Here is a 19,962-nt window from a genome sequence, read left to right on the forward strand (position 1 = left end):
GATAAACGCTTAGGACCTATCAAAAAACTTAGAAAAATACTTATCCGACTTTTATTGGTCATCTTATTGGTGGGGGTACTAACTACCGTAGTGTTTTCTTTGCCGATAGTACAAACCAAATTAGCACAATATGCTACTGAGCAAATTAATAAAGAGTTTGGAACCAATATTAACATAGATAAACTTAAGTTTTCTCCCTTTACTCTAAACGCAGCACTCAAAGGTGTGTATGTAGAAGATTATAAAAAAGACACCTTAATACATGTAAAAGAACTTTCTACATCTGTGCTTAGCGCCCGTAATCTATTTAAAAGCAGATTAGAGTTTGGAACTATAGATGTAGATGGGCTTTATTTTAAAATGCATACTTATGAGGGAGAATCTAAAACCAATCTAGAGGTATTTGTAGAAAAGCTAGATGATGGTAAACCAAGACCTCCTGGCACACCACCCTTTTATATGTCTGCAGAAGCTATCAATTTGCAAAATAGTAGGTATAAGTTGGTAGATGATAATTTAGAACAAAAAGGCATTTTAAATTTTTTTAATCTAAACCTGGCGGCTACAGCATTTCAAATTCTAGGGCCAGAGGTAGATGTTGCCATTGGCGATTTGAATTTTGATACGGAGAAAGGGATTCGCATGCAACAAATGCAAACCAATTTTAGGTATACTAAAGAACGGATGCAATTTGATTCACTATTGATTAAAACTCCGGAGTCTGATTTACATGGAGAATTGGCTTTTATTTATAAAAGAGAAGATTTTCAGGATTTTATAAACAAAGTACAGTTAGCGGCATCTTTTAAAGAATCTACCGTTGCTTTTAACGAGCTTAATAGGTATTTTAATGAATTTGGGCAAAATAAGACAGCCACCTTCACGGCAAATTTTGATGGCGTATTAAATGAGCTTGGTGTAAAAGATTTATTATTGTTTTCTGATAATACAGGCATTAGAGGAGATTTTGTCTTTAAAAATATGTTTAACGACATGGAGCCCTTTAAGATGACCGCTAAGATGGATGATGTAAGCTCTAGTTATTATCAATTACGGGCTTTACTGCCAAAAATTCTGGGCGAGACTATACCTTCTTCATTTCAAAAATTTGGTCAATTTACCGTACGTGGTAATGCAGAGGTAACAGAAACTTCTGTAGATGCACAAATAAACCTGACCACAGCTATTGGTAGTAGTTATTCAGATTTACAGATGACCAATATAGACCAGATAGATGATGCTAGTTATCGTGGGTTTATTTCTTTAATAGATTTTGATTTGGGTTCTTTTTTAGAAAATCCATCACTAGGTAAAACTTCCTTAGATGTAAACGTAGAAGGTCGTGGCTTTACTGCAGATTATTTAAATACAGAGGCTATAGGAGAAATATATAGTATCGTCTTTAACAATTACGAGTACAACAACATTAAAATGTCTGGTATTTTTAAAGAAGAACTTTTTGATGGTAGTTTGGTGGGTAAAGATGAGAACCTGCAGTTTAGCTTTAAAGGGTTGGCAGATTTAAGTGAGGAGCAAAACAATTTTAATTTTATTGCCGCTGTTGACTACGCGGATTTTAAAAAACTGAACTTTATTAAGGATAGCGTATCTATTTTTAAGGGAGAAGTAAACATGGATATTACGGGGAACGACTTAGATAATTTGATAGGCGATATTAAATTTAGAAGTACCAGCTATCAAAATGCTAATGACACCTATTATTTTGATGATTTTGCTATCTCGTCATCCAAAGATTCTGAAGGCATCCGAAACATAGAGATAGAATCGCCAGATATTATCACAGGTTATATGCGGGGCGATTTTAAAATTAAAGAGTTAGGTAAGCTGGTACAGAATTCTGTTGGTAGCATCTACACTAATTACAAACCGTTTGAGATTTCTGAAGGTCAAAAAATAGATTTTAACTTTAGAATTTATAATAAAATTGTTGATGTTTTTTTTCCAGAAGTGGCGTTTGGTCCGGATACTTATATCAGAGGAAAAATCGTTGCCGATGAAGGCGATTTTAAACTAACATTTAAATCTCCATTTATAGAGGCTTATAAAAACGAGTTGACCAATGTGGAACTTAAGATTGATAATAAAAATCCACTGTACAATACATTCTTAGCGGTAGATGATTTGGCTACCAATTATTATGACATTAAAGATTTTAGTTTAATCAACACAACTTTAAAAGATACGTTATTTTTTAGAACAGAGTTTAAAGGTGGAAGTGAATATGACGACAGTTATAACCTGAACTTTTATCACACCTTTAATAAAGAAAATAAGTCTGTAATAGGTCTAAAAACGTCAGATGTTAGCTTTAAGGGTAATAAATGGATTCTAAATAAAGAGGGGAATCAAAAAAATAAAGTCATTGTAAATAATTCTTTGGATAGTATCCAGATTCAAGAGATTGTAATGAATAATAACAATGATGAACAAATTAGATTGCGTGGAGAACTTGCGGATTCTACCTACAAAGATTTAGAGTTGCAGTTTAAAATAGTGTCTCTAAATAAAATTACGCCCAATATTGATAGTTTGCGTTTAGATGGCAAAGTCAATGGCTTTCTAAATATTCTACAGAAGAACAACAAGTATTTACCATCTTCGAGTATGGAAATTCAAGATTTTGCCGTAAATAATTATGTGCTAGGAGATGTGGATTTGGTTATTTTTGGGAATAATAATCTAACAGAATTTGGGGTTAATTCTTGGATAAACAAGGATGGACAAGAGGTTTTAGGGATTAATGGAAAATTGTTCAATTCTAAAAAAGAAACCACGCTAGAACTTTTAGCTTCCCTCAACAATTTTGATTTAAAGCCTTTTGCTCCTTTGGGCGAAGATGTTATCAGTAATATTAGAGGAGAAGTCAGTGGAGATGCTCGCATAACAGGGAATATTAACAACCCAGATATTAATGGTTTATTAACCCTAACGGATGCAGGGTTAGGCATAAAAGAATTAAACGTAGATTATAATTTTGCACCCCTTTCTAGGGTGCGGCTGTTTAACCAATCCTTTGCTTTTGAAGATATACAATTAACAGATGTAGCGGAGAACACAAAAGGCACACTAAATGGTACAATTAGCCATAAAGAATTTGCAGATTGGACTTTAGACCTAAACGTGGATACCAATGGTGACCGCCTACTGATTCTAAATACAGATTTTGAAGAAGACGCCTTGTATTACGGTACGGGTTTTGTAAATGGTAAAGGAAGTATTTACGGTCCTACCAATGCCTTAAATATTGAGTTTGATGGCGCTACCGCAAGAGGTACTGTTTTAAAAATTCCGTTGAGTGATGTCACAAGTGTTGGGGATTATTCCTTTATCAATTTTATAGAAGAAAATAATGGTAAACGGGTAGAGCAAGATAAGGCTATAAGTGATTTTCAGGGTATAGAAATGATGTTCGATTTGGCGGTGACACCAGATGCGGAAGTTGAAATTATTGTAGACCAACAAAATGGAAGTTTGCTAAGAGGTACAGGAGAAGGTCTTTTACTGATGGAGATTAACACCAATGGTAAATTTAATATGTATGGGGAATTTGTTGTGGTTACAGGTGAATATCATTACAAATATGGCGGACTCATAGATAAACGTTTTAGTGTGAAGCCTGGTGGGACCATTAGGTGGGAACAAGATCCCTTAGCTGCTGTATTGAGTTTAGAGGCAATTTATGCGTTAAATGCCAATCCAGCTCCTCTATTAGATGGAGCAGGGTATACACGTAACATACCTACGGAAGTTTTGGTAAGCCTAACGGGCGAGTTGGAGAATCCGAATATTGATTTTAATATTGATTTTCCTGGGACCAACTCCGTAGTAAAATCGGAATTGGAATATAAGTTGCAGGATCCAACAATTGAACGTAACAATGCTTTTTCTTTAATGGCACAAGGTTCTTTTGTGAACGAAAGTTTTGGCATAAATCAGCAAGCAGTAACAGGGAATCTAATACAGACAGCTTCGGGTATCTTAAATTCTGTTTTAGGGAGTAGTAATGATAAACTAAATTTTGGTTTGTCTTACGAGCAAGGTTATCAAGATATTAATGCGGGTATAGATACAGAAGATAGGATAGGGCTATCTGTAACTACAAAAATATCTGACCGTGTGTTGGTGAATGGTAAAGTTGGGGTGCCTGTAAGCGGTGTTTCAGAAACTGTAGTTGCTGGTAATGTGGAAGTTCAATTTTTGTTAAATGAAGAAGGAACGCTTAGTGCTAAGATATTTAATAGAGAAAACGAGATCTATCAGTTTCTATCAGATGTACAGGGCTATACACAGGGAGTTGGCTTGTCTTATCAGGTAGATTTTAATACGTTTAGAGAATTAATGCAAAAAATATTTCAGAAAAAACCAGAAGAAGCACCACAACCAGAACAACCAAATCAAGAAGGAACTTTGGGAGAAAATGGACTCATCAAATTCCGAACAAAATCGGCTGTTTCCAATAAATAATTCATAATAATTTTAAGAAAATGTGATTAATTTTCAACGAAATCGTTTGAAAAACATATTCTTGATAATTTAGGGTGGTTAGTCCTTTTTTACTTTATTGAAGTTTGCTAGTTTTGGTCTTTCAATTTTTAAAATGGCCGATAAAATCAACAAAATCGCTGTGCTTACTTCTGGTGGTGATTCCCCAGGTATGAATGCAGCAATCCGCTCCGTTGTAAGAACCTGCGCCTTCATGAAATTGGAATGCGTTGCAATTTACAGGGGGTATCAAGGAATGATAGAAGGGGATTTCAAAGAAATGAATGCCCGTAGTGTAAATAACATAATTAATAAAGGAGGAACCATCCTTAAATCTGCACGTTGTGAGGAGTTCCGTACCCCAGAGGGTAGAAAAAAAGCGCACGCCCAACTTATGAAAAACAACATAGATGCTGTTGTGGTTATTGGGGGTAATGGAAGCTTTACTGGGGCGCTAAAACTTAACGACGAATTTAATTTTCCGGTGATTGGTATTCCTGGAACCATAGATAATGATATTCTAGGAACTACATACACACTAGGCTTTGATACTGCTATTAATACCGTTGTAGAAGCTATAGATAAGATTAGAGACACTGCAAGTAGCCATAATCGCTTATTCTTTGTAGAAGTAATGGGTAGAGACGTGGGCCACATAGCCTTAAATGCTGGTGTAGGTGCTGGAGCAGAAGAAATCTTAATTCCTGAACAAAACTTAGGTTTAGAGCGTTTGTTAGAATCGCTTAAGCGTAGTAAGGCTTCTGGTAAATCTTCTAGTATTGTAATTGTTGCAGAAGGTGATAAGACAGGTAAAAATGTTTTTGAGCTTAAGGAGTATGTAGAAGAGCATTTACCTATTTATGATGTACGTGTTTCTGTATTAGGGCACATGCAACGTGGTGGTAATCCTACCTGTTTTGATAGGGTTTTGGCAAGTAGAATGGGGGTAAAGGCAGTAGAATCTCTTGTAGAAGGTAAAACCAATTATATGGTAGGTATCCGTGATAATAAGTTAATTTTAACTCCTATCAGCGAAGCAATTAAAGCACATACGGCAATAGACGAGGAACTTATACGAGTTTCTGATATAATGACAACATAATATAAATACATAAACATGGCAAAAGTTAAAATTGGTATAAACGGATTTGGTAGAATCGGTAGATTAGTTTTTAGAGCTACCGTTAAAAGAGGTGACATACAGGTTGTTGCAATCAACGATTTGTTAGATGTAGAGCACCTAGCCTATTTGTTGAAATATGACTCTGTTCACGGTAAATTTGACGGTGAAGTAGAAGTTAAAGATGGGAACTTAGTTGTAAACGGTAATACAATCAGAATTACAGCAGAGAAAGATCCTAAAGGGTTAAAGTGGGACGAGGCTGGTGCAGAAGTTGTTGCAGAATGTACAGGTATCTTTACCACCTTAGAAACTGCACAATACCATATAGATGGTGGTGCAAAAAAAGTAGTTATTTCTGCGCCTTCTAAAGATGCTCCTATGTTTGTAATGGGGGTTAACCATAAAGAGGTTAAAGCATCAGATAAGATTGTTTCTAATGCATCTTGTACTACAAACTGTTTAGCACCTTTAGCTAAGGTTGTAAATGATAACTTTGGTATAGAAGAGGCTTTGATGACTACTGTACACGCTACTACTGCTACGCAATTAACGGTAGATGGTCCTTCTAGAAAAGACTATAGAGGTGGTCGTTCCGCGTTGTTAAATATTATACCTGCTTCTACAGGTGCAGCAAAAGCGGTAGGTAAAGTAATTCCAGAATTAGATGGAAAGCTTACGGGTATGGCATTTAGGGTGCCAACGGCAGACGTTTCTGTAGTCGATTTAACCGTTAAAACGGTAAAAGAAACCTCTTACGAAGAAATTAAAAAGGCTTTTAAAGCAGCTTCTGAAGGAGAACTTAAAGGTATTTTAGGATATACAGAAGAAGATGTAGTGTCTCAAGATTTTGTTTCAGATATTCACACGAGTACGTTTGATGCTGGTGCGGGTATTGAGCTGAATTCAAAATTCTTCAAGTTGATTTCTTGGTACGACAACGAAGCTGGTTTCTCTAACAAGATGTGCGATTTAATGTTGCACGTAAACAGTTTATAAATTTAAACCTATTCCTAAAAACGGATTTTATCCGTTTTTAGGAATACTTTTTCTCATATGATACTAATTGTAGATAGTGGTGCAACCAAATCTGATTGGATTGCATTGGATAGCAATGGGGAACAACTGTTCATGACCCAAACATTAGGGCTTAGTCCAGAAGTGTTAACTAGAGAAGTAATTTGGGACCGTTTGGCTAATAATTTTGAATTGGCTAAGAACAGGGATAAGGTTACTCAGTTACATTTTTATGGTGCAGGTTGTGGAACAGAACGTATGAAGACCTTTTTAAGAGATATCTTTAAAGACTTCTTTCCGCAAGCAAAAGCAGATGTAAGAGAAGATACTTACGCAGCTATCTATGCTACTACAAAAATAGGGGAACAGGGTATTGTATGTATTCTAGGTACAGGTTCTAACTGTAGCTATTACGATGGTCACCAACTGTTCCAGAAAGTAACAGCTCTTGGTTATATATTAATGGACGATGGTAGTGGTAACTTTTTTGGCAGAAAGTTGTTGCGAGACTATTATTACCATAAAATGCCGCAAGATTTGGGCATAAAATTCGCTAAAGAATACAATTTAGAGGCGGATCATATTAAAGAGCATTTATACAAACAACCCAATCCAAATACCTACTTAGCAACATTTGCTCGTTTTATTATAGAAAACAAGGAGCATCCATACTGCAAAGGTGTTATAGATAAAGGACTGCAGCAGTTTGTAAATAACAATATTATGCAGTTTGAGTTGGCTACAAAAGTACCAATCCACTTTGTAGGTAGCATTTCGCACTTTTTAGAAGAAGAATTGACAACTGTTTTAGAGCGAAATGACCTAATTAAAGGCGTCGTTAGAAGACGCCCTATTGATGGCCTGGTGGAATTTCACCGCAGTACTATTTAACAGCAATCAAAGAAATCTCTACATTAACGAACTTGGGTAAGTTCGCTACCTCTACTGTTTCCCTTGCAGGAGCAGTATCTGGATTAAAGTAATTGCCATACACTTCATTAATTTGTGTAAATTGATGCATGTCTTTTATGAATATAGTGGCCTTTACTACATGCTCAAAAGTCATATCTGCAGCAGCAAGAATGGCTTTTAAATTTTCCATAGATTGTTTTGTTTCCGCCTGTATATCACCAGAAATCAATTCTCCAGTTTTAGGGTCAATAGGTATTTGTCCAGAAACGTAAAGCGTGTCTTTAATTAATGTAGCTTGGTTGTAAGGGCCTATAGGTGCTGGGGCATTGGGCGTATTGATAATTTTTTTCATGCTTTGTCATGTTGTATATTGCTATTAAAAGTAAGTACAACACATTGGAATAAAAAATTACCAGGTTAATTTTATTGTTGTGGTGTGCTACCTACGTAGCACGCGCTGGCTACGCTTATCATATTTAAGGTCGCTAAGGATAGAGCTACTAATACCAATAAAGAAATCCCATCGTTCATTACTGCCAAAAGGCACCCAATTAAACCTAAGATCAAAACTTTTTAATTGTCTAGAGAATCTAAATTGTGTTTGAGCAAATCCCTTGCCTACAAAGTCGTATCCAGAAGATACGCCTAAATCCCAGCGGGGAGCCAGCTGTACATTGCCACTAAACATTAAAGACGCAGTATTAAATTGATTTTGACGGTTTGAGTTTAAGTAACCCGCAGCAAATTGCAAACTAAAATCCCAAGGAATTTTAGTGCCATACACAGGATTTTCTATATCACCATCGGTTTCTTTTTGTTGGTACCTGCTTTGATCAAAACCAGCACCGAATAAATCATCTGTTCTACCACCACTGGCTGCACGGTAGTAATCGCTAGCTTCTTCTGCAGGGTCATCTTCGTCATCTTTTTTTCTATCCTTGCCAAACATATCACTACTTATAGAATAGCGCATATTTAATGAAGCGCGGGTAAGTCTAAATAAACTACCCCCATTTTTAACGTTTAAGGTATTTATCCTTCTTCCATTATTATCAATGGTATATGGGTCCAAGCTACCAGAAAAATTTAAGGTCAATTTTTTGTCTAAAAAAGAGGTGCCTCCATTAAGGCTCACCGGAGCTAATTTTAAACTATCGGCCTCAAAATTATAAGACGTAGAAAAATTTAAATTGCTAAGGATTGGAATTTTCTTGGGCTCTAATTTAGTACTGTCTTTATCTCTTACTTTAGCTTCTAAGGTATTCTGCAAAGAAAAAGTAACAGAGTTTGCTTTATTTAAACTGGGTGCACCATTTAATGTACCTTCAAATCTACTGTACAATACTTCTTCACCATTATTGTCGGTGTAAGAATCATAAAATTGTTCAAAAGATGGCGTATAGGCCCAACCAATCTGGGGTCTAACTACATGGCGAATGGCTTGTATTTTCTTGTCTTCGCCAAAATTGAAGGTGCCGTATAGTGTAGTTCCTACACTGGCAGATAAACCGTATCTGTTGTAACGGTCAAAACCAGAAATAGTATCCAGAACTACTTCTGTATTACTGTCAGGATTCTCTGGGTCTAAACCTCTTTGGTAGGTTTCTAGAGACCAAACATCTTCATAATTACCACCAACGGTAACGCTAAAGTACTTCGCTACTTTAAAGTTGGTGCTTATGGGTAGCGTGTGTCTTGCTCCAACCCGTGCATCATCAAACATTCCTGGTCTAAACATCAAGGAATCTGTTGTCCTAATTCGGTTCTCTGCTCTTACATTGTATTGAAAATTTACATTCTGTATAATCCCTTTTTTTATGCCATCGCGCTTCGCAAAAGGAAAAATACGTTCCATACTTGCTTGTAGGGTGGGTAAGGTTAAATTGACCTCTTGACTTCTGGTATTTTGATTGTGAGATGCCGTTAAATTTACATTTACAGAAGGATATTCTGGAAATGTCTTGCTATAAGTTATGGAAGAGGATAAATTGTTATTTTGAGTATTCTGTATATTGATTTGGTTAAAAGAATTGGTGTAATATTGACTACTACCTAGGTTTACAGAAGCTGAAAATCTGGAATTAGGATTGGCCTTTGCATCTTGTGAATGCGAAATTTGTAAATTGTATAAAGTACTCCGGCTATAATCACTAAACCCCTTTTGACTGGTAATTTGATTCTCAAATCTAAAATTTATATTTCCCCTAAACCGATATCTTTTGGCGTACATGGATTGCATGCGTATGCCATAACTACCATTAGTAAAGAAATCGCCCATCATGCTAATATCTGCATAATCGCTAATAGGCAAGTAATATCCTCCATTTTGTAAAGAGAAACCTCGGTTGGGGTCTTGTGTGAACGTAGGGAAAATTAAACCAGCAGAACGGCCACTCGTCAAGGGAAAATAAGCAAATGGTAATGCAATTGGTGTGGGTACATCTACCAGATACATGTTACTAAACCCTGCAATTATTTTTTTGCCAGGGACAAACTTTGCTTTACTAATTTTTATATAGTAATCTGGGTCAACAGTATCTTTAGCGGTTGTCATTTTACCATCTTTTAAAAAGTAAACAGAATCATTTTCTTTTTTAGTGATGGCTGCTAGTACTTTCATAGCATCGCTACCTATAGAACCCAGCCCCGCTTGCTGTTCGGTTCTAGAGTTCCAAATTAATGCTTTTTGGGTGTCAAAATTAAAACGGATAGAATCTGGAATAACTACGTTTTCTCCTTGCTTAAAATAGGGGTTTTGGGTGTAGACACCGGTGCTATCTTTAATTCTACCAGCATAAACTTCGTTTTTTATGTAATCCATTACAATAATACCAGCTTTTAATTCGGTGTCTTGGTAATAGATTTCAGCCTCATTATAGAGGTATATTTTTTGGTCTTTCTGACTCAGTTTTACGTAATCTTTTGCCTTGTACTCAATTACATCTAACAGTAAAGGCTTTTTATTGTTGGTAGAATCTAGGGCAAGCGTATCTACCACCAAAATAGAATCATTTAAAATATTAGGTGGTAATAAGGGGGCGGTAATAGAGTCTTGTGTACTCTTAATTGGTAAGGGTACAATAGGCAATTCCTGAGCCTTTGCAAAGATGCCGACAAACGCAAGCAGAATAAAGAAAAGTAGCGGGTGTTTATTTGTTTGCAAGATGATTAATCCTATTTTTGTCGAAGTTTGGCTTAATTTTTGGAAGTCAAACTTACATATATTTTTTATTCTGATGAGGAGGTGTTACCATAAATTTAACCTCTAAGGGATATTAAAAAACGAGTATTCTTATGAATAGAAACCGGTTAGTTTTTACCATAGTCTTCGGATTTGTTTTATTACTTTTTTCATTCCGCAAAAATAATACCGAAAAACAAAATGACGATAAGTTTATTATAGTTTTAGATGCGGGGCATGGAGGGCATGACCCTGGCAATCTTGGTAACGGATATTTGGAAAAAAATATAGCTTTAGATATTGTGTTAGAAACTGGGCGTATTCTCTCTCAGCATCCAGATATAAAGGTAATTTACACTAGGAAAGATGATACCTTTGTTAATTTATATGAACGAGGACAAATTGCAAATAGGGCAAATGCAGATTTATTTGTTTCTGTACATTGTGATTCTCATACATCAGACGCCCATGGTGCAGGTACCTTTGTCTTAGGATTGCATGCCAATAAGCAGAATTTTGAGGTAGCTAAAAAGGAGAACTCCGTAATCTATCTAGAAGATAATTATGAGCAAACCTATGATAAATACGATATTAATTCTCCCGAGTCTGTTATAGGTATGACTGTGATGCAAGAAGAATTTTTAGAACAAAGCATCGCGTTAGCTAAACTTTTACAAGACAATTTTGTAAATCAATTAAAACGTAAAGACAGAAAGGTGAAACAAGCTGGTTTTATTGTTTTGCACCAGACATTTATGCCAAGTGTTTTAGTAGAAACTGGATTTCTGACTAATAAAAGTGAAGGAGCTTTTTTAAATAGTGATAAGGGTAAAAAGTTGATGGGTAGTGCTATCGCCAAAGCCGTATTAAATTATAAAAATGGTGTGGATAGTAGTTTAGAAGAGGTTACCCCCATAATAGAACAACCTATAGAAAAAGCTAATGAGGAAATTGTAACAAGTACAAAACAACCAGAGGTTAATGAAATTACCCCGCCTAAAAAAGAAGTGGTGTCAACACCAAAGGAGCCAGAAGCGGTTGTAGATCAACCAAAGGCAACGGAAGAAGTTGCTGTAGAAGGGGTGACTTTTAAAGTGCAATTAATGGCCAGTTCTAAGGTAATTCCTCTAAAAGCCGAGAATTTTAAAGGTTTATCAGAATTATCTAAGGAACCAGTTAAAAACATGTATCGTTATATGTATGGTAGTACACCTTCTTACTTAAAGGCTAAATTGTTGAAATCCAATGCGGATGCTAAAGGCTACACCACATCTTATATTGTAGCTTATAAGAATGGTACACGTATAACCATGGCAGAAGCGTTAAAAACTGTGTCAAAAGAGTAGGTTATCCTTAAAAATTTATTGCTAATTTTGTTTAGAACCGAAAAAGATATCTTTTGAAATTATCTAGGGAAGTAAAGACGGGTATTTTAGTCCTTTTAGGAATTCTTGCCGTTGTAATGGGATTTAGCTACTTAAAATCCTCCTCAGTTTTTGATAATTCGCGCACTTTTTACGCCGTTTATGACCACGTAGGCGGTTTACAAAATGGAACTCAAGTTATGCTTAATGGCTTGGTAGTGGGTAGTGTTACCAATATTAAGTTTAAAGACGAAAGCGGTAAATTATTGGTAACTTTTAATGTTAACAATGATTTTGACTTCTCTAATAATAGTAAAGTAGAGCTTTTTGATACTGGTATTATAGGCGGTAAAGGCTTACAAATTATACCCACTTTTGATAATGCTCCACGCGCCAAATCTGGAGATACTTTAAACGCAGCCTCTAAACCTGGTTTAACAGAATTAGTACAGCAAAAATTAACCCCCTTACAGATGAAGGTAGAAGGAGCGGTCTCTGGAGCGGATTCTCTACTTACTAATATTAATGAAATTTTAGATGACCCTACCAAAAAACAATTGCAGCAAACTATTGTGGGTTTAAACCAATTGGTAGCATCTTTCCAAGGTAGTGCCAACAAATTAGATCAACTGCTAGACCAAAATAAAGGGCAGTTAGATAATTCTATTAAAAATATAGACCACATAACTAGCAACTTTTCCAAATTATCAGACTCACTTTCTAATGCAGGATTAGCAAAAACTGTTAAAGAATTGCAAAATACTGTCAAAAATTTAAATATATTGCTGGCCAATATTGAAAATGGAGAAGGAACTCTAGGCAAAATGGCAAAAAATGATGAGTTGTACAATAACTTATCTGATGCCTCTAGAGAACTGGACTTATTATTGCAGGATTTTCGTCTGAATCCAAAACGTTATGTAAATGTATCCGTTTTTGGAAAAAAGCAAAAAGAGTACGAGTTGCCAGAAGATGATCCTGCTGCAGAGAAGAAGAAGATTAACTAAACTATGCAGTACATACCTAATATTTTATTTGCCTTAGCCCTTGGTTTTGGGGTCTGGTTTTTCTACAACAATGTTCGTAAATTAATTAGAAACATTAAACTTGGTCACGACGCTGATGTAAGCGGGGATTCCGCGCAGCGTTGGAAGAACATGGCTCGGATAGCTCTAGGTCAAACCAAAATGGTGGTAAGACCAATAGCTGGTATTCTACATATAATTGTCTATGTAGGCTTTATTATCATTAATATAGAAGTTTTAGAAATCATCCTAGATGGTTTACTAGGTACACATAGGCTATTTGCTTTTTTGGGTGGTGCTTATGACTTTTTAATCGGGTCTTTTGAGATTTTAGCCTTTTTGGTCATTGTTGCGGTTGTAATTTTTTGGCTTAGACGAAACGTAATTCGTTTAAAAAGATTTTTAAAGCCAGAAATGGAAGGTTGGCCAAAAAAGGATGGTAACCTTATTCTATACATAGAATTGGTGTTAATGGTACTATTCTTAACCATGAATGGTGCAGACTACCAATTACAACAGATGGGTGCTGAACATTATGTAGAAGCTGGTTCATTTCCAATAAGTCAATTTTTAGCGCCTATATTTCAAGGAATGTCAGAAGGTACGCTAATAGCTATAGAACGTGGCGCTTGGTGGATACATATCCTAGGAATATTATTCTTTCTAAATTACCTTTATTATTCCAAGCATTTACACATTTTATTAGCCTTTCCAAATACTTTTTATGGTAGAGTAAAGCCACAAGGTCAGTTTGATAATTTAGAAGCAGTAACCAAGGAGGTAAAGTTAATGATGGATCCAAACGCAGACCCATTTGCAGCAGATGCTGGTGGTGACGATGCTGCTGAGCCTGGTAAATTTGGTGCCTCTGACGTGATGGATTTAAATTGGGTGCAATTAATGAACGCGTACACTTGTACGGAGTGTGGAAGGTGCACATCAGAATGCCCGGCAAATCAAACCGGAAAAAAATTAAGCCCAAGAAAAATAATGATGGATACCCGTGACCGTTTAGAAGAGGTGGGTAAAAATATAGATGCCAACAAAGGAACCTTTGTGCCAGATGGCAAACAATTGTTAGATGATTACATTACTAAAGAAGAACTTTGGGCATGTACTACGTGTAATGCCTGTGTACAAGCCTGCCCGGTAAGTATTGACCCGTTATCTATTATTGTAGAAATGCGTAGGTATCTGGTAATGGAACAATCTGCCGCACCTACGGAGCTGAATAATATGATGTCTAATATCGAGAACAACGGAGCTCCTTGGCCTTACAATCAAATGGACCGTTTAAATTGGGTAAACGAATAAATGTAGTATTATGAGTGAGCAGCTTAAGGTAAAAACCCTGGAACAATTCATGGCTGAAGGTAAACAGCCAGAGATTTTATTTTGGGTAGGTTCTGCCGGTAGTTATGATGATAGAGCCAAAAAAATAACAAGAGCATTTGTTAAGTTATTAAATAAAGCCGAGGTAGATTTCGCCGTTTTGGGCCCAGAAGAAAGTTCTACAGGAGATGTAGCTAAGCGTGCAGGGAACGAATTTTTGTTTCAAATGCAAGCCATGATGAATATTGAAGTATTAAATGGGTACGAGATAAAGCGAATTGTCACCTGTGATCCACATTCTTACAATACCTTTAAAAATGAATATCCTAGTCTAGGTGGGAAGTATGATGTTATCCATCATACGCAGTACCTAAAAGAGTTGATAGATAAGGGCCGTTTAACCATAACGGGGCAAGAATACAAAGGAAAACGTATTACTTTTCATGATCCTTGTTACTTAGGTAGGGCCAATCAAGTTTTTGATGCACCAAGAAGTGTATTAGGAAAAACCAACGCAGAGTTGGTAGAGATGAAGCGCAATAAAAATGGTGCTTTATGTTGTGGTGCTGGTGGTGCACAAATGTTCAAAGAACCAGAAAAAGGGGATATGGATATTAATGTGATGCGTACGAAGGATGCTTTAGAAACAAATCCTAATATTATTGCAACAGGTTGTCCTTATTGTAATACTATGATGACAGATGGTATTAAAGCACATGAAAAAGAAGACAGTGTTACGGTTTTAGACGTTGCAGAACTTTTAGCCAATTCGCTTTAGTATGTTAGTAGATTTTGAATCTTTGCCAGATGAGGCGCGAGTGTGGATTTATCAATGTAACCGGACGATAACAGACAACGAACTTTCTGAAATAAAGGCTAAAACCGAAGCTTTTTTAACGCAATGGACTGCACATGGTGCCGAATTGAAAGCTGGATTTACCATGCCTTATAATAGATTTATTGTTATTGGCCTTGACCAAGCCGCTAATGCTGCTTCTGGTTGTTCTATTGATGCATCTGTGCATTTTATACAAGCTTTAGAAAAAGAATATCAAATAGATTTGCTAGATAAGATGAACGTTTCTTACAAGCAAGGAGAATACATAGCCTACAAACCCTTAGCAGATTTTAGAAAAATGGCGAAGCAAAAAGCGGTTTCTAAAAATACGGTAGTATTTAACAATTTAGTGGCTACAAAGGCGGAATTTCTAGAACATTGGGAAGTGCCTGCATCAGAAAGTTGGCATGCACGTTTTATGTAGTATGCATTAATTTTTCATAAATTTTATCAGTTTTTCCTTAGTTTCATCGGTGAAATACAATAATTTTAATCGCTTTAAGTTCATTTCTTAAGACGATTTATGAAGCAGATTCTAGTATTTTATACCCTAACCCTTTTATATACTTACATTTCTTTTGCCCAAATAGACCCACTGTCGGCTAAAGATACGTTGGCACAAAAAGCATGGGTTAATACCAAGTATAATGCCATGAGTTTAGAAGAGCGCATAGGGCAGCTATTTATGGTTAGTGTAGCTTCTGACCAAAACAAGACCTCTACGGATAAAATAAAGCAACAGATAGAACAATATCATATTGGAGGTGTTATATTTTCTAAAGGAGGACCGGTACAACAAGCCATTCTTACCAATCAATATCAAGCAGCTTCTAATTTACCGCTACTCATTGGCCAAGATGCAGAGTGGGGTTTAGCTATGCGGTTAGATTCTACATTTGCGTACCCTTGGAACATGACCTTAGGTGCTATACAAAAAGATGATATAGTAGCCCAGGTAGGGAAACGTATTGGGGAACATGCCAAACGTTTAGGGGTGCACATTAATTTTGCTCCCGATTTAGATGTTAATATCAATCCTAAAAACCCCATCATAGGTAATCGTTCTTTTGGGGAACATCGGGTAAATGTAGTACGTAAGGCAGTTGCATTTAACAAAGGAATGGAGTCTGTTGGCGTACTGGCATCTGGCAAGCATTTTCCTGGTCACGGCGATACGGCTACAGATTCGCATAAATCACTTCCTTTTCTTGATTTTAGTAAAGAGCGTTTGGATAGTATTGAGTTGTATCCTTTTAAAAAAATGATAGATACTGGCATCAGCTCTATCATGGTTGCACACTTAAACATTCCAGCATTAGAACCCAAAGAGGGACTACCTTCTTCCTTATCAAAAAAAATAATTAAAGAATACCTTAAGGGAGCATTGCAATATAAAGGTTTGGTGTTTACAGATGCTTTGAATATGAAAGCGGTCTCTGAATTTGCACCTAAAGGCGAGGTAGAATTAAGTGCTTTTTTAGCTGGTAACGATATGCTTTTAATGCCGGTAGATGTGGCAAGTGCTCATGCTAAAATGGTGGAAGCTTACCATTCTGGTCGTATTTCTGAAGCGCGATTAGAAAGTTCTGTAAAAAAAATATTAAAAGCGAAGTATAAGGTAGGGTTAAATACGTATCGTCCTGTGGTTGTAGCAGGGTTAGTCAATGATTTGCATACCATTGAGGATGATTTGCTTTACGAGAAAGCGATAGAAAACGCCATTACGGTAGTGAAAAACAATTTTTCCATACTACCAGTTCGCCGATTGGATAATAAAAAAATTGCTTATGTTAAATTTGGTGATGCACCTGGAGATACGTTTTTAAATACCTTAAAAACATATGTAGACGTAGATGTGATACATGCCAAAGATATTGCGGAATATAGAGAGCAACTACGTAATTATAATCTAGTAGTAATAGGCTTTCATAAAAGTAATGCCAGTCCATGGAAAGCGTCTAAGTTTTCTGAAAACGAAAAGTATTGGGTTCAAGAAATAGCCAGAATGCGCTCAAATAATACCATTTTGAGTGTTTTTACCAAGCCCTATGCACTTTTAGATATACAAGACTGGTCTGCCATGGATGGTATTGTCATGGCCTATCAAAATAGTGCAATAGCTCAAGAAAAGGCGGCGGAAGTTATTTTTGGTGCTATTGGTGCCAAAGGTAAATTGCCTGTAACCGCCCATCCTTCGTTTAAAGTAGGAACAGGAATTAACACAAAACCTATTGCAAGATTGGGTTTTAGTATGCCAGAAAGAGTAGGTTTTGACCGTACCAAACTAAAAGAAGTGGATAAGTTGGTACAGGCAGGTTTAGACTCGTTAATGTATCCTGGAGCACAAGTGTTGATTGCTAGAAAAGGAAAAGTAATTTATAATAAAAGCTTTGGCAAACCCATTTATGAAACCAATGATAGTATTACCAATAACCATTTGTTTGATTTGGCTTCAGTAACTAAAATACTAGGCACACTGCCTTTGGTTATGAAAATGGAAGAAGAAGGTAAAATTGAATTGGATAATACTTTTCAAGAATTAATACCTGCCTACAAAGAGTCCGAATTAAAAGATGTTACCGTTCTAAAGGCGTTATCCCATTACGGTAGATTACCGGCATGGATAGCGTTCTATGTAAGTACATTGGATGATAACAGAAAACCTTCGGACTTTTTTTATAGAAGGGAACCTTCCCCAGACTATTCTACCAAAGTTTTTGATGGTATGTATTTGTCTAATGCGTATAAGGATTCCATTTACAACAGAATCGGTAGACAAGAATTAAAAAGTAATAAATACCGGTATAGTGACGTAGCTTATTACGTGATGAAACATTACATAGAAGACACTTATGGCGAGCGGTTAGATGCACTTCTAAATCGGTTTTTACTGAGACCTATAGGAGCAACACATATGGCTTATAATCCTATAGAACAGTTTCCTAGAGCTCAAATAGTACCGACAGAAGAAGACAATTACTACAGGTTTAAAAGAGTACAAGGCTATGTACACGATATGGGAGCGGCCATGCAAGGTGGTGTAGGTGGCCATGCAGGTTTATTTAGCAATGCTTTAGATGTGGCTAAGATTATGCAAATGTATTTGCAAGGCGGATACTACGGTGGTCATCGGTTTTTTAATGAGCGAACAGTAAAGAAATTTAATACCTGCTATTTCTGTGATGAAGATGTAAGAAGAGGAGTAGGGTTTGATAAACCACAATTAAAAAATAGTGGTCCTACCTGCGGATGTGTTTCTAGAGAAAGTTTTGGACATAGCGGATTTACAGGTACTTATACATGGGCAGACCCAGAAGAAGAACTCGTTTACGTCTTTCTGTCTAATAGAACCTACCCAACAATGACCAATAACCTATTGGTAAAATCTGGCTTACGCACACGTATACAGCAAGCTATTTATGATTCTCTTATCAATTAGGTTTTAAATAAAGACCTAATTTAGGCGCATGAAAATTGCAATAGTATGTTACCCTACCTTTGGGGGTAGTGGTGTAGTAGCCACGGAACTAGGTATAGCCTTGGCAGAAAGAGGACACGAGGTTCATTTTATCACCTATCAGCAACCCGTGCGTTTAGGACTTTTAAATAATAATATTCATTTTCATGAAGTTCACGTTCCCAAATATCCTTTGTTTCAATACCAACCGTACGAACTTGCTTTATCTAGCAAGTTGGTAGATACTATTAAACAATACGGAATAGAGCTTTTGCACGTGCACTACGCAATTCCACATGCATATGCTGGATATATGGCAAAAAAAATGCTGAAAGAAGAGGATATTTATATTCCAATGATAACCACTTTGCATGGTACTGATATTACTTTAGTAGGGAAGCATCCGTTTTATAAAACTGCAGTTACCTTTAGTATCAATAAATCTGATGTAGTAACCTCTGTATCTGAAGATTTAAAGCAAAAAACTTTAGCAATTTTTGATGTAGAAAACGATATTGAAGTAATTCCGAATTTCATCGATTCTAGCAAATACCATAATGGTTTTACAGATTGCCAACGGAGTTTAATGGCTAAGGACGATGAAAAAATAATCACCCACATTAGTAACTTTAGAGAGGTAAAACGTATACCAGATGTGGTAGATATATTTTACCGAGTACAGCAAAAATTGCCTGCCAAACTCATAATGGTAGGGGAAGGGCCAGCTAAGGAAAAAGCAGAACGCCAGTGCGAAAGATTGGGGATAGAGGACAAAGTATTGTTTTTAGGGAACAGCAATGAGATTGATAGAATTCTTTGTTTCTCAGACTTGTTTTTGCTTCCTTCAGAAACGGAAAGCTTTGGTTTAGCAGCTTTAGAAGCAATGGCTAATAAAGTGGCGGTTGTATCTAGCAACACAGGTGGTATTCCAGAAGTGAATGAACACGGTGTAACCGGGTTTTTAAGTGATGTAGGGAACGTAGAAGAAATGGCAAAGAATGCCCTTTATATTTTAGAAGACGATGCGCGTTTAGAAGAATTTAAAGAGAATGCTTTTAAAGTTTCTAAAAAGTTTCAAATACAGAATATATTACCGTTGTATGAGGAAGTTTACGAAAAAGCGTATAAGTCACGCTACCGCAATTCGTACTAAAACAAGCAGATAGTCGATAGAAAGCAAGCTTTAAAGGGAAATTTTATCCAGTTTGTTTAA

13 protein-coding genes are annotated in these 19,962 nt (G+C 36.3%); 11 read left to right on the forward strand and 2 right to left on the reverse strand.

Annotated elements, in window-relative coordinates; translation table 11 throughout:
* The first annotated feature begins 54 nt into the window (after window positions 1-54).
* The 4 genes from HCO57_RS01955 (at window position 55) to HCO57_RS01970 (ending at window position 7,531) form a co-directional block, all read left to right on the forward strand.
* A complete protein-coding gene (locus HCO57_RS01955) occupies window positions 55-4,485 on the forward strand; it encodes a translocation/assembly module TamB domain-containing protein (RefSeq protein ID WP_167987607.1) in 4,431 nt (1,476 codons plus the stop codon).
* 133 nt (window positions 4,486-4,618) lie between these two features.
* On the forward strand, window positions 4,619-5,605 hold the full coding sequence (gene pfkA, locus HCO57_RS01960) for a 6-phosphofructokinase (RefSeq protein WP_136951808.1): 987 nt from the start codon (window positions 4,619-4,621) through the stop codon (window positions 5,603-5,605).
* 15 nt (window positions 5,606-5,620) lie between these two features.
* Complete coding sequence (gene gap / locus HCO57_RS01965) at window positions 5,621-6,622, forward strand: type I glyceraldehyde-3-phosphate dehydrogenase (protein ID WP_167987608.1); 1,002 nt, start codon at window positions 5,621-5,623, stop codon at window positions 6,620-6,622.
* Between the two features lie 57 nt (window positions 6,623-6,679).
* A complete protein-coding gene (locus HCO57_RS01970; protein WP_136951806.1) occupies window positions 6,680-7,531 on the forward strand; it encodes an N-acetylglucosamine kinase in 852 nt (283 codons plus the stop codon).
* Here the strand turns inward: HCO57_RS01970 and HCO57_RS01975 are convergent.
* Both HCO57_RS01975 and HCO57_RS01980 read right to left on the reverse strand, forming a co-directional pair.
* Window positions 7,524-7,904 (reverse strand): RidA family protein, encoded by a 381-nt coding sequence (locus HCO57_RS01975; protein WP_167987609.1) that lies wholly within the window; start codon window positions 7,902-7,904, stop codon window positions 7,524-7,526. The genes HCO57_RS01970 and HCO57_RS01975 overlap by 8 nt on opposite strands.
* An 87-nt stretch (window positions 7,905-7,991) precedes the next feature.
* Complete coding sequence (locus HCO57_RS01980) at window positions 7,992-10,715, reverse strand: putative LPS assembly protein LptD (protein WP_167987610.1); 2,724 nt, start codon at window positions 10,713-10,715, stop codon at window positions 7,992-7,994.
* Between the two features lie 131 nt (window positions 10,716-10,846).
* Here HCO57_RS01980 and HCO57_RS01985 point away from each other — a divergent pair, with 131 nt between their 5' ends.
* The 7 genes from HCO57_RS01985 (at window position 10,847) to bshA (ending at window position 19,902) form a co-directional block, all read left to right on the forward strand.
* Window positions 10,847-12,079 carry an N-acetylmuramoyl-L-alanine amidase gene (locus tag HCO57_RS01985; RefSeq protein ID WP_167987611.1) on the forward strand — a complete coding sequence of 411 codons (1,233 nt, stop codon included), beginning with the start codon at window positions 10,847-10,849 and terminating at the stop codon, window positions 12,077-12,079.
* 53 nt (window positions 12,080-12,132) lie between these two features.
* Window positions 12,133-13,104, forward strand: coding sequence for an MlaD family protein (locus HCO57_RS01990; RefSeq protein WP_167987612.1), 972 nt, complete (start codon window positions 12,133-12,135; stop codon window positions 13,102-13,104).
* A 3-nt stretch (window positions 13,105-13,107) separates the two neighbouring features.
* Entirely contained in the window at window positions 13,108-14,436 is a 1,329-nt protein-coding gene (locus HCO57_RS01995) for a (Fe-S)-binding protein (RefSeq protein ID WP_167987613.1), read from the forward strand.
* A gap of 10 nt (window positions 14,437-14,446) precedes the next feature.
* Window positions 14,447-15,232 (forward strand): (Fe-S)-binding protein, encoded by a 786-nt coding sequence (locus HCO57_RS02000; RefSeq protein ID WP_167987614.1) that lies wholly within the window; start codon window positions 14,447-14,449, stop codon window positions 15,230-15,232.
* A gap of 1 nt (window position 15,233) precedes the next feature.
* Window positions 15,234-15,716: an ABC transporter ATPase gene (locus HCO57_RS02005; protein WP_167987615.1), complete on the forward strand. Its 483-nt coding sequence runs from the start codon at window positions 15,234-15,236 to the stop codon at window positions 15,714-15,716.
* Between the two features lie 99 nt (window positions 15,717-15,815).
* Window positions 15,816-18,731 carry a glycoside hydrolase family 3 N-terminal domain-containing protein gene (locus HCO57_RS02010; protein ID WP_167987616.1) on the forward strand — a complete coding sequence of 972 codons (2,916 nt, stop codon included), beginning with the start codon at window positions 15,816-15,818 and terminating at the stop codon, window positions 18,729-18,731.
* A 28-nt stretch (window positions 18,732-18,759) separates the two neighbouring features.
* Window positions 18,760-19,902, forward strand: a complete 1,143-nt coding sequence (gene bshA / locus HCO57_RS02015; protein WP_167987617.1) for an N-acetyl-alpha-D-glucosaminyl L-malate synthase BshA — start codon at window positions 18,760-18,762, stop codon at window positions 19,900-19,902.
* The last annotated feature ends 60 nt before the right edge of the window (window positions 19,903-19,962 follow it).

Origin of the sequence: Croceivirga sp. JEA036 (assembly GCF_011882165.1) — a bacterium.
In the GTDB taxonomy this organism is placed as follows: Bacteria; Bacteroidota; Bacteroidia; order Flavobacteriales; family Flavobacteriaceae; genus Croceivirga.